Origin of the sequence: Gardnerella coleohominis, from assembly GCF_002896555.1 — a bacterium.
GTDB lineage: Bacteria > Actinomycetota > Actinomycetes > Actinomycetales > Bifidobacteriaceae > Bifidobacterium > Bifidobacterium vaginale_F.
In genome coordinates this window covers 369,183-381,404 of sequence record NZ_MNLH01000002.1, presented here as the reverse complement: position 1 = coordinate 381,404, position 12,222 = coordinate 369,183, and the positions used below count along the sequence as shown (strand labels likewise).

At 41.8% G+C, this 12,222-nt stretch carries 7 protein-coding genes, 1 tRNA gene, 1 pseudogene and 1 riboswitch; of the genes and pseudogenes, 5 read left to right on the top strand and 4 right to left on the bottom strand.

Features of this window, described 5'->3' with window-relative positions; all coding sequences use genetic code 11:
• Together BFS05_RS03470 and BFS05_RS06790 are read left to right on the top strand one after the other, a co-directional pair.
• Window positions 1–207, top strand: a 207-nt coding sequence (locus BFS05_RS03470; protein ID WP_146026731.1) for an IS3 family transposase, incomplete at its 5' end; no start/stop codon positions are given.
• 1,198 nt (window positions 208–1,405) lie between these two features.
• Window positions 1,406–2,047 (top strand): hypothetical protein, encoded by a 642-nt coding sequence (locus BFS05_RS06790; protein WP_180978586.1) that lies wholly within the window; start codon window positions 1,406–1,408, stop codon window positions 2,045–2,047.
• A gap of 935 nt (window positions 2,048–2,982) precedes the next feature.
• Here BFS05_RS06790 and BFS05_RS03460 read toward each other — a convergent pair.
• On the bottom strand, window positions 2,983–4,197 hold the full coding sequence (locus BFS05_RS03460; protein ID WP_103084586.1) for a hypothetical protein: 1,215 nt from the start codon (window positions 4,195–4,197) through the stop codon (window positions 2,983–2,985).
• A gap of 538 nt (window positions 4,198–4,735) precedes the next feature.
• Between BFS05_RS03460 and BFS05_RS03455 the strand changes: the two genes are divergently transcribed.
• From BFS05_RS03455 to BFS05_RS03445, 3 genes and pseudogenes are all read left to right on the top strand, one after another.
• Entirely contained in the window at window positions 4,736–5,908 is a 1,173-nt protein-coding gene (locus BFS05_RS03455) for an ATP-binding protein (protein ID WP_103084585.1), read from the top strand.
• 270 nt (window positions 5,909–6,178) lie between these two features.
• Window positions 6,179–6,251: transfer RNA gene (locus tag BFS05_RS03450), tRNA-Arg, on the top strand.
• A gap of 539 nt (window positions 6,252–6,790) precedes the next feature.
• Window positions 6,791–7,750, top strand: a pseudogene (locus tag BFS05_RS03445) (class C sortase); the annotation flags it as partial.
• Window positions 7,751–7,988: 238 nt separating this feature from the next.
• Here BFS05_RS03445 and BFS05_RS03440 read toward each other — a convergent pair.
• From BFS05_RS03440 to BFS05_RS06990, 3 genes are all read right to left on the bottom strand, one after another.
• A complete protein-coding gene (locus tag BFS05_RS03440) occupies window positions 7,989–9,509 on the bottom strand; it encodes an ABC transporter ATP-binding protein (protein WP_103084584.1) in 1,521 nt (506 codons plus the stop codon).
• Window positions 9,510–9,587: 78 nt separating this feature from the next.
• Window positions 9,588–11,336, bottom strand: a complete 1,749-nt coding sequence (locus BFS05_RS03435) for an ABC transporter permease (RefSeq protein ID WP_103084583.1) — start codon at window positions 11,334–11,336, stop codon at window positions 9,588–9,590.
• Window positions 11,337–11,475: 139 nt separating this feature from the next.
• Entirely contained in the window at window positions 11,476–11,619 is a 144-nt protein-coding gene (locus tag BFS05_RS06990; protein WP_258004218.1) for a hypothetical protein, read from the bottom strand.
• Window positions 11,620–11,723: 104 nt separating this feature from the next.
• Window positions 11,724–11,883: riboswitch (M-box (ykoK) riboswitch) on the bottom strand.
• Between the last annotated feature and the right edge of the window lie 339 nt (window positions 11,884–12,222).

Here is a 12,222-nt window from a genome sequence, read left to right as displayed (position 1 = left end):
TGTTATGACAATGGTATTATGGAATCATTTTTCGGTAGGCTTAAAAACGAGATGTATTACGGGCATGAGCATGAGTATGCTTCGTTTGAAGAGTTTGATCGAGCAATGAGGGAATATATTTATTATTACAATAACGAGAGAATACAGAAGAAGACTGGGTGGGTGCCTCCTGTTAAATGCAGGAAAGCATCCACGCAGACGATATGATTAAGTAAAAAGGGATATGTGTCCAGAAAAAGGGGTACATATCAGGTACATAAGTCCACAAAATCAAGAACCCTACCCCGACTTTGTTTATCGACACGCGCTCTAAGTACACAAAACCAAGAACACTTCCCCGATTTTGTTTACTTAGAAGGTGCGCAAGCGAGACCAAATTCAGCAAAACGCTCGCAACTCTGATATGTACACAAACCTGTGAATCAATAACGAAGTTTTCATCGATGAATATAATCACTTATAACAATATAAATTGAATTACTCTTCAGTACGCAGTTATTGCATTTATCAAAGGTGAGTTGAAATGCTTAATTTAAAAGCTAAATTTGGCAATAGTAAAATTATAAAATCAGTGACATTCGTTGTACTAATGATAATTGCTGCACTCTTTCTGTGCCTTACAATAAATAGCGTTTTTTACAATAATATTCAAGATCCAAAGCGCTTATATTGCATTGTAAATATTTTTGCAGCGTGCTCAATAATACCTCCACTAGTTTATTTTCATTTCAAATTTAAGAACGAGGATATTTTATATCTAATAGCTATTATTCCAATTTATCTATATCTTTGTACTTCGGCATATATTTATTATGATAGAATTAAAGAGTGGTTAGGATGTTATAAATCGCCATTAATGTTCATTCTATGGTTTATACCGTTCTGCTTTTTAGTGTACATAAGCGTTAAAGTTTTCTTGAAATGTTCAAAGTTCTTGATTTCTGTTTTGTCAGTATTGTTTATACTTTTAGGGTTTTTAAATAAGTCTAATTGGACAATAGTTGCTTTGGTAATAGCATGCATTGTATTTTTGCTTAAATTTGAAAATTTACAGATTCTATGTAAAGGGATATTTGATATAAAAATAGAAGATTCAGATAGTAATAAATATAAATTAATTGTCATTCATATTATGACAATAGTTTTTGAAGCAATGTTGTGTTTATCTTTGAAACTTTCTGAGTATTTATCAGAATTATTAAATTGGATTTGTGGTTGCAAATGTCCTAAGTGCGATTCTAGATTGTTAAATAATGAAATTATTACAAAACACATGTGGCTAGGATTTTACAGGTTTATTATTTTAGTCGTTATTTTAGTTATATCATTTGCTGTTTTTAATTGTAAAAAAGACGCCATCTCCTCATATATAAAGAATATATTTGGCTGCGAAGATAACGCCCAGGTGAAGAAGAATCAGGAAACGATTGATAAGGTTTATGCTTCTAAGCATAACTTGGACAACAAGGATAATGATCTTGCTAAGGCCAAGAAGAGCTTCAAGGGCGCTTATGACGGTTTAGTTGCTGCCTTGGATGAGTTCAATGATCGCGAAGCTGCATATGTTTCTGCTCAGGAAGAGCTAGCTACTTTTAAGGCTTCTGGCGTGAATGATTCTGCTACTTTGACTAAGTTGAAGGATGCTGTTGATCGTGCTCAGACTCATTTTGATCGCGTTGCTGGAGCCCTTGCAGATGCTCAGAAGGCTTACGATGATGCTTTGGACGCTGCTAAGAAGGCTGCCGCTGCTTACAATGAGGCTTTGCAGGCTTACAAGGATGCATTTAATGCTGCTGTTGCCCTTGGTGTGAACCCAGCTTTGCTTCCTCCTGTAAAGACTGCTGATCCTTTGGATGAGAGCTTCAACCCTGTTCCAGGTGCTAAGGAGCTTTATGCTGAGGCTTTGAGCGGTAAGTTCGGTAAGGCTGTTCAGGCTGCTGCTAAGAAGGGCCAGAAGGAAGCTAAGAAGGGCGAAGCTAAGAAGGATGCCGGTAAGAAGGGTGCTGCTTCTGCTGCTCAAGCTGGTGCAAGAGCGGAAGTCCAGTGAACTACCACCGTCAGCGAAGTGTTGAGCGCTGATCCTCACGGCATAGCCGTTCGGCTGATTTGGCATGTGAAGCGCACTGTGCTTTCAAACCCTTAGCAAGCTCGGCGATTCGAAGGAGCTTAAAGACGCACTTATTTGCGCAAGGGACACTTATGCAGAAATAAAACTGCGCGAGAGCCTCTGTTTAGTAAATTTCGCACACTGGCGCAGTATGGTTTCTGCACTAGTGTCTGATTTTGCCTATCTTAAGACACTGGCGCAGATTGCGTACTGCGTTAATGTCTCTGTTTGGCTATTTTGCACGCGCTAACTAGCTAGCGTTAAGTTCGCCAATCGTCGGAATAAAAATTTGCCAATCGTCGGAACAGAATTCCGCCAAATACTTGAACAAAAGTCAGCCAAATACATGAACAAGCGACAAGCGACATAAAAAAAAACCGGGGCAGATGCGCTTTCGCACTTCCGCCCCCCAAAACCTTAAGGTTTTCAAGCACCTTCAATTATATCTTTCACATACCCAACCGTCAAGAACGGCACGGTTCAACGCTTATACAATGCCACCGGAATACTCGCACAGCAGATAGTAATAAAAAAGGCTTCCGAGTGAACGACCCTAGTATCATCCACTCGAAAGCCAACACACTTAACAAACCAGAAAACTCACAACCCTAGTCTTAACACTGTGAAGAAAAGAAAAACAGCAAAACAATGTTAAAACCAAACAAGCCAGAAGAAATCTAGTAAAACCAACATGATGCTTCCCTATAAAACACCACGTCAATCGTTAAGTGCAAATCTAAAAACTGGGCTTAAACTCACAAACTAAGAAACACAACCTAGAACGAAGCCTAAGCCCAATCAAAACAAGCACTCAACAGCCTAAACCTTAAAGCTCAAACCTTAACGTTTAAACGCTTGTTTTTGTTAAATTAAATTTAGTGGCGGAACTTGCGAACAGCAGCACCGATGCCAGCGAGCATGGAAGCAGCCAAAGCAGTGAACATCACGGTAACACCAGTCTTGCTCAAAGGAGCAGCAGAAGCAGCAGCGGCAGCCTTGGTATCAAGCTTTGCACCAGCTGGAGCAGCAGCAGAAGCACCCTTCTTGCCGGCTTCCTTCTTAGCTTCGCCCTTCTTAGCTTCCTTCTGGCCCTTCTTAGCAGCAGCCTGAACAGCCTTACCGAACTTACCGCTCAAAGCCTCAGCATAAAGCTCCTTAGCACCTGGAACAGGGTTGAAGCTCTCATCCAAAGGATCAGCAGTCTTTACAGGAGGAAGCAAAGCTGGGTTCACGCCAAGGGCAACAGCGGCATTATACGCATCCTTGTAAGCCTGCAAAGCAGCATTGTAAACATCCTTAGCAGCAAGAGCAGCTGCCTTAGTGTCATTGTACTTAGTCTCAGCTTCACCATAAGCAGTATTTGCACGCTCCCAATGAGCAGCAGCACGATCCACGGCATCAGCTAAACGCTGCCTCTTAGCAGAATCATTCACACCAGAAGCATCGAATGCATCCAAAGCAGCCTGAGCAGCCTGCCAAGCAGCATAACGAGCCTTCAACTCAGCCTGAGCCTTATTGTAAGCATCCTTAGCGGCATAGAAAGCCTTCTTAGCCTTAGCGAAATCGTTATCAGCATTCTGCAAATTCTTAGCGGCATCGCGAACAGCATCGATAGCTTCCTGCTTCTTATCAGGATCTGGCTTAGAGCAGTTCTCAGCAAAATCCTTAGCAACAAGGTATGCATTGTACAAACGCTGTGCTTCAGCAGACTTTGTAGTGTAGTTAGCCTGATCAGTCACATACTGGTTGTTCAAAGTTACATAATTCTGAGCTTCAGCAATATTAGCTGGATCAGCATTAGCCTGAACAGCCTTCATCTTAAGCTTGCCTTCATTGCCATCAGCTTCGTACAAAGCCTTAACTTCAGCCTTGGTTGGCTCAGTTGGCTTAGTTGGCTTAGCTGGAACAGCAGCCTTAGCAGTTTCATAAGCAGTCTTAGCCTGTGTGGTAAGAGAATCATTCACGCTCCTAAGAGCCCACTCATCCTTATTAACTGGGCAATCAGCAGCGAAAGATGGTGTGGCGAAAGCCAAACCAGAAACGAGGGTGGCGCCAGCAGCGAGAGCGGCGATAGCCTTCTTATTTAACATAATAATTTCCTTTCTTCTTCTCCACAGCACCATTTAGCGCCGTGAAAATTAAATCACTGCAAAACTTTCACTAAAGTTAAAAGCAGTGCATCAGCAAGTTATCCACAAGCTAATGTTGCTTTTAAGATACCCCCCCCCGTTTGAAAAAGTCAAGAGCCAATCAACCCATGCTTATCTGCAATTTAAATAAAATATTTTAATAAAACACGATAAACAAACCCTAAACCGTAAAAAATACAGTATCAAACTTGTTTTTATATTAAAAAATGAATTTTCAAGAATTTTCAAGAATTTTCCCAGGAAACTCTCAGGAAACTCTTCCGCACTCCCCCAAGAACCATCAGAATCGTTGCAATACCGCCACTCTTGCGCGACACGCCGAAACTACATTTGAGTAAATAAACAAAAGTGAGCGCAAAAGCACAAGTCAAAAAAGGCAAGTTAGAAAAGACAACTTAGCCATTTTGGGCGTAATTTTAAAGTTGAACTTTAAATTTACGCCCAAAATGTATACACTATTATACAAAGGGAGTCTTTTATGATAAAAAGAAAAGTTGCTGAAAAGCTGGTACAAGTTTCCAAGCAAGTGCCTGTAGTTACTGTAATTGGGCCGAGACAATCTGGTAAAACTACCCTAGTAAAGGAGTGTTTTCCAGAATACAATTACGTAAATTTAGAAGATCCCTTTACTAGAGCGTTAGCCACAGAAGATTACCGAGGATTTTTTGCAAGCTACAAAGAACCTCTTATTATAGATGAAGTTCAGCGAGTGCCTGAGCTTCTCTCCGCAGTGCAAGTCATGGTTGACCAAGACAGAGAGAAAAATGGGCGATTTATACTAACTGGAAGCCATCAAGCAACCCTACAAAAAGAAATTTCTCAATCTTTAGCAGGTAGAACTAGCATAGTGACGCTTCTCCCATTAAGCATGGATGAACTTGCGGAAGATGGACTTCTAGGGGAATTATCTGCTGATAAGTTATTAATTCAGGGTTTTATGCCTGAATTGTATAGGGAAAATTCAAGAGAAAGCAGTGTGTATTATCGCGATTACTTGAATACCTATGTGGAAAAAGATTTACGCGAGATGTTAGAAGTTAAGAATTTGGATAAGTTTCTACGATTCTTAACCTTGCTTGCAGGCAGAGTTGGGCAAGTTGTAAATTTGTCTTCTATGTCTGGGGATGTTGGCGTTTCATCTGCAACTTTGTCGCAATGGCTGTCAGTACTTGAGGCATCTTATATAGTGTATAAGTTACAGCCATATTTTTCTAACATTTCAAAGCGGCACACCAAATCGCCAAAAATCTATTTTACAGAAATTGGATTGGCTTCATACTTATTGGGAATTGAAACAGAAAATCAAGCAAATAGAGATCCGTTACGGGGAAATCTTTTTGAAAATCTAATCGTTTCGGAAGTACTAAAATCTCGATTGAATGAGAACAAAACTCCTCAGCTGTTTTACATGAGAACAGAAAAAGGTATAGAGGTGGATTTGATTGTAAAGAAAGAAGATGCTTTATATCCAATTGAAATAAAAACATCAATGACACCTAATAGATCGTTTTCTAAGAATTTACTATCTTTTGTAGATGCAGAAGAAAATGCAAAGAATCCTAAAATTATTTACACAGGACAGTCATACCCACAATTTAATGGCGTTGAGTATGTTAACTTCAAGGACACGAAAAACTACCAGATGTTCTAGATGCGCTGATGCAAATACCTATGCATTGTCAATTCTTATGCATTGTCAAGCGAAATAAACAGATAGTCTTGCTATGGGATTGGAATCTTTACGAACTGAGTCATCTGTGCTGTAAGGCTTGACTGGTGTATCATTCCGACGATTGGCGTAATTATGTTCCGACGATTGGCGAACTTAACGCTAGCTAGTTAGCGTGAGCAAAAGCACCAAAATTTGCAAAAGTAATCATATGCTGCAATCCCTAGCAACGTGTATACTTTCACAGGTTGCGGGCTTGTAGCTCAGTGGATAGAGCGTCTGCCTCCGGAGCAGAAGGTCGTGGGTTCGAACCCCATTAAGCCCACTTTTGTAAATTGTAAAGTAATCGTTAAAGCAAACGTTAAGTAATCAGTAAATCCACAGTTAAACCCACCGTTGAAGCCAACGTTAAAGTTTCTGTCGGGTGATAGCATAATTTTTATGCGCATATTCCAATTCTTTAGTCCGAGTATAGTGCCTGATTCTAAAGAAAAACATTCGAAAAGCAATGTTTCCAATGGCAATACCAATGATGCTTACTATGATTCTGACAAATTGGATAACGCAGATCCGCTTTACTACTTAAATAACAGCGACCCTCTCGACTACTTAAACAACGCTGAGTTTCCAGACTACTCAGACAATGACGATCCTCTTGACTATTTAGACGATGATCCGCTCGACTACTTGTATAAATCCAAACCTGCCAAGTCTTCGCGTAAAGCAAAACAAGCAAGCAGCGTAAATAGAAGTAAGCGCACAATCACCTCAAGCGCTCATAAAACTTCAAACACTTTAGACGACATAAATCCTGATAAAGAATTAGACGCAATAGATTCCAACGATGGGTCATCTGATTCCCAGCTGTCTGATTCAAAGCTGTCCGATTCAAAGCTATCCGATTCCGACTCTACTGATTCAAAGTCCACCGATTCAAAGTCTACCGATTCAAAATCTACTAAAAGTCGTAAGCATTGGAAGTTTTCTAAATCGTCTATTATTCCAGCTATTTTGCTGCTGGCATCTTTTGCTTCTCTTATTTATCCGCATGCAGCAATGTGGATTAGCCAGTATCACATGTCTGAAGTTGCTGCGGAATACGCGAAACTTATCACCCACGCCGTCCCAGCTCCGCACGAGCAATTAAAGCGAGCAAGGGAATATAATCGTAAGCTTTCTTCCGGCGCTATTTATGAAGCGAACACTAATATTCCAACTTCTCACGGTGCTACTTCGGACGCAAGTCAAGATTATTGGGATCAGTTGAAAGTAAACGATGATGGTTTGATGGCGCGTTTGCGAATCAAAAAAATTGACCTTGATTTGCCTGTGTACCATGGCACGGAAGATGCTACTCTTCTTAAAGGTTTAGGACATTTGCGCGGAACTTCGCTTCCTGTTGGCGGCAGTGGCACACGTTCTGTGATAACAGGCCACCGTGGTCTTGCTAGCGCCGAAATGTTTACGCGACTTGACGAAATCGTTAAAGGCGACACTTTTACTATTGAAGTATTTGATGAAATATTAACTTATCGCGTTATTGACAAAATAGTTGTAAACCCAGATGAAACCAAGAAAATCGCCGCTGTTCCTGGGAAAGATTTGGTGACTTTGATTACTTGTACTCCTCTTGGTATTAATACTCAGAGAATTTTGATAACGGGCGAACACATAATTCCAACTCCTACATCGGATAAAGCGCTTCGAGGAAAGAAGCCGGATGTTCCTAGATTCCCGTGGTGGATTGTTTGGAGCGTGGCCAGCTTGTGCATAGTATGCGGATACATTTGGTGGGCTGGTTTGCCGGTTAAAAAGAAGAAGCGCTCGCCTTATAAGCGCGTGGGGCGTCGCATAGCCTTTAATAAGTGAATCTTTTCTGCGCCAGTGTCAAAAGACAGGCAAAATCTGACCATAACGCAGAACGCATACTGCACTAGTGTCAAAAGACAGGCAAAATCTGCACTGACTTCGTCTTTGTTGACGAAGGCAGACCTCGCTTGCGTTGAAAGTCCACTGGACTTTCAACTTTGAGCAAGCTCGGCGCGACGACCTGCCGTCGCGATTATCTAGCTGCAGCATCCAAAGGAGCTGTTTCAACAGTGCGAGTCAACTCATCATCGTCAGCATCGTAATCAAAAAGCTCACCATAACGGCCCCAGCTAATCGCAATATCGAATTGCTGACGAGCCAAAGCATCCGTATGCTTGCTACGAAGCAAATCCAGAATCAATTCACCACGAAGCTTGCCATTACGATTACGACTCAAAGCCTGATCAATAGCATGAACTAACGGAGCATGTTCAATAGCTAAACGAGCAAACACTTGTTTACTATGAAGAATATCGGCATTATGCCATTCTTCACCTGCTTGCGTAATAGTAATATGGCCATTGTCTGCAGTAATAAGATCTAACATTGCTCCAGCATCAACGAGTGGGAACAAATCATCAATCTCAAACGAAAGATCCGCAGCCAAATCAGCCAAATCAATGCCTTCTGGATATTCAGAAATCACATCAAGCAAACCAGCCATTCCGCCCGGAGTTGCGTTAGGCAGAAGATGCATAGCAACATGTTCTGAAGAAGAATCAGAATCGTTCGAATCGCTATTATTTTCATCGTCCGCAGCGGATTCATCTTCGTGATGCTTAGCAACAAGCATATCGGCAATTGCAGCTGCTTCAGTATCTTCCGCATCTTCATCATCTACAGTCTGCTCTGTAACTTGATCAACCACAGAATCCGAAGAGCTGGTTTCTTCAGATCCATCAGGGGCAGATCCTGTAAGAACAGCGTAAAGATTATCGACCATTGCTTCAAATTCCGCGCTATGCTTATCGCGAGGGCGAGGCAAATCAACCTCAACGTTCGCAATCAAATGCCCAGGGTGTGATCCGAGAACAACAACACGATCAGCCATTTGAACAGCTTCTTCAATATTGTGAGTCACAATCAACACAGATTTAATATCACGCTCTTCGCTTGACCAAAGCTTAAGAACTTCTTGACGCAAGTTCTCAGCTGTAAGCACATCAAGCGCAGAGAAAGGCTCATCCATAAACAACGCATCCGGGCGCAAAACAAGTGCACGCGCAATACCCACACGCTGACGCATACCGCCAGAAAGCTCCTTAGGATAAGCGGTTTCGAAGCCGTCCAAACCAATCGCATCTATTGCAGCGAGCGCAAGTTCCGTGCGCTTCTCTTTGCTAACTCCTCGAGCGCGCAAACCAAGCTCCACATTATCTTGTACGGTAAGCCATGGCATAAGTGCGAAGGTTTGGAACACAATTGCCACACCTGGGTTTGGACCTGTAAGTTCACGTCCGCGATACGTAACAGTTCCTTCAGTTGGCTGAATTAATCCAGCCATAGTTCGCAAGAACGTCGATTTTCCAGCCCCAGAACGACCTAGGATTGCTACGATTTCACCTTCTCGTAAAGTAAAGGATATATCGTGAAGCACGTGCTGAGTAGTGCCACTATCGGATGTAAAGCTTTGGCTTATGTGCTTTGCGTCGATAATATCGCTTGTGATTGAAGATTGCGCATCCTTTTCCGCGGTTTTGTTCAAAGTGTTCATAATTTTGCCAATCTGTTTTATAAAGTTAAAAAGTTTAATTTTCCGTAGTTTATTTGATTTATTCGATTGATTATTCGATTAATTCAACACGTATCTTTTTGCCGAATACCTTTGCAAAGGCGCCCAGAACAGTCGATTACTTAACACAACTATTAAGCTCATAACCGTTACTCCAACAAGCGTTTTAACAGAGTCACCCATAGTTGTAGCCGAAGTAATATATGCACCTAAACCTTGAGTTTCCATGTGATTTTTGCCGTATTCCACAATCTCAGCCACAATCGAAGCATTCCAAGCGCCACCAGCGGCAGTAATACCTCCAGTGCACCAAGATCCGAAAATTGCAGGCAAAATAAGAGTTCTCCATCTCAAAGTTTTATTCAATCTAAAACTTCTTGTCATTTCGCGCAAATCATCTGGAATCGCACTAGCTCCAGCAATAACGTTAAACAGAATGTACCATTGCGTTCCAAGAGCCATCAAAATAATACTTCCCCAGCCGAGGTCAATATTCCAAGCCATGAACCACATCATTGCAAATGGGAATATGAAGTTTGCTGGGAAGCTAGCAAGAATTTGTACAAGCGGCTGCATAATTCGCGAAATCTTAGGATTCATGCCAATATACACGCCAACCGGCACCCAGATTAGTGAGCTTACGAGAATCAGCACTGCAACGCGCGCAAAAGTCAAAGCTCCTAACGCTCCAGCTTTTGCGAACTCTTGCAAACCAGTACGAGTAGCAACAAAATAAAGCATTTGGGCAGCGCACGCGATTATTAAAATAATCATAAGAATGTTGAAAACTAAATCACCAATCTTGCGCTGGGATGCTTTACGAGGCCATTTAGATCCTGTACGACCAAACGGGCGAGTAATAGTTTCAAGAGCTTCACGAATTGGCGAAAACAGCTTGCTAACTACCTCATCTGCATGCGAATGACGAATAATTGTCAAAATAGCGCTGTGTCTTTCTTCGTCTGAAGAGCTTTGAGTTATACGGAATTTTTCCGCCCAAGCTGTAAGAGGTTTCCAAAGTAAGAAGTCAATCGCAAGCACGACAACAACCATTGAAGCGATGGCCCACCAAATGTTTCCAAGCTTGTTTTCTGCAGCAGATTGCGCCACGAAACTGCCAACTCCATAAAGAGCGTAAGTGTGATTGTTCACTGAAATCATTTCGGAAGCTGTGAGGAAGAACCATCCTCCGCCAACACTCATCATGCAATTCCAAAGCAGCGGAATCATTGCGTTTGGCATGTCTAAAACCCAGAATCTCTGCCAATGCGTAAGTTGCAAACTACGAACAGCCTCATCCAATTCTTTAGGTTCGCTTAAAAGTGAACGATGGAATGAGAAAGTCATATTCCACGCTTGGCTAGTGAAAATCGCGAAAATCGAAGCGGCTTCAACACCAAGCATCGATCCAGGGAAAATTACCAACCAAATAGTGACAGTTGCAGAAAGGAAGCCAAGAATTGGAACTGATTGCAAAATATCTAGAAGAGGAATAAGCACCTTGCCAAGCCTACGGCTGCGTGCTGCAAGAGAGCCGTAAACAATAGTAAAAATAAGAGATGCAACTAATGCGATCAGCATGCGAAATACTGAGAGCAAAGTGTATAAAGGCAGATTGATTAAATCCGTGGGCACCTTAGATGGTATGCCACTTGGACCAATCGGCTGATTTATGCGTTGAATAAGGAATGCGCTTACGCCAAATAACGCGATTATGCCGATGCACACAATAATATCTGACCAGAAACGAGTGTTTTCGTCTACTTGCGAGCCAGCGCTATTTTTTCCAGATGTTGTAAATATTGTCATGATAAGTCCTCTGGGAACGCTTATTTTTTTAAGAGCCGCTTATCACCACTTAAAGCACAAGTTCAATTCAACTCGAGTAAACTTAAACAAATCCAAGTAAACTCAAGCAAATTCAAGCAAATTCAAGACTTTGAAATCTTTAATCGCAAATATTTTGGCGGCAATTGCCGGCTTTTATATATTCAGGAGGAACGTCCGTACTACTACTAGTACTGTCTGAATCGTCACTAACTGTATTAACTGTGTTAGTACTCTGATTACAACTACTACTGTCATGTTTCACGGCAATCACCTCCTCTAGCCTGTGCGCGCCAACGCAAAACCACATCATCGTTGATCGGAAGTCAAGCAAGAAGACACAAGACCGCTAACAATCATTGAAAAATCAGTCTTAATCTGTCGTTCAAGCTTCAGCTTCGCAGGGCGGTGGCGTTGCATTAGTCGAAGCCTTGAAATCGACAACGACTGTTGACCAACTTGCAGTGTCTCCACTGTGACGCGGCAGCAACCCTTATCCCCGTGGTAGCCTTACCTACCGACCGTGGCAATTATAAAACGTAGCAATATTTATGTCAACATCAAAACCGTTATTTTGCGCGCAATTTCATAAGTATTTTTATAAGGATTTTCCTATACGATGGTGATGAGCTCTTGAAGTTTCTCTCATTGCAAGCGAGGATATGGCTGTGGTGGTGAGGAATAAGGATTACTTGTCTCGCAGACGTTACGCTCTCGTGAGGTACAGGTTTCCTATGCAATGTTGCTGAGCTCTCGGAGTTTCTCTCATCGCAAGATTTTTACATTGCTCTAAGAGAAACTTCGACAGCTCTTGGCATGTTTAGTCTTTTAATCTTCGGTTAATCACCGAGATTTTTCGATTTTTCTT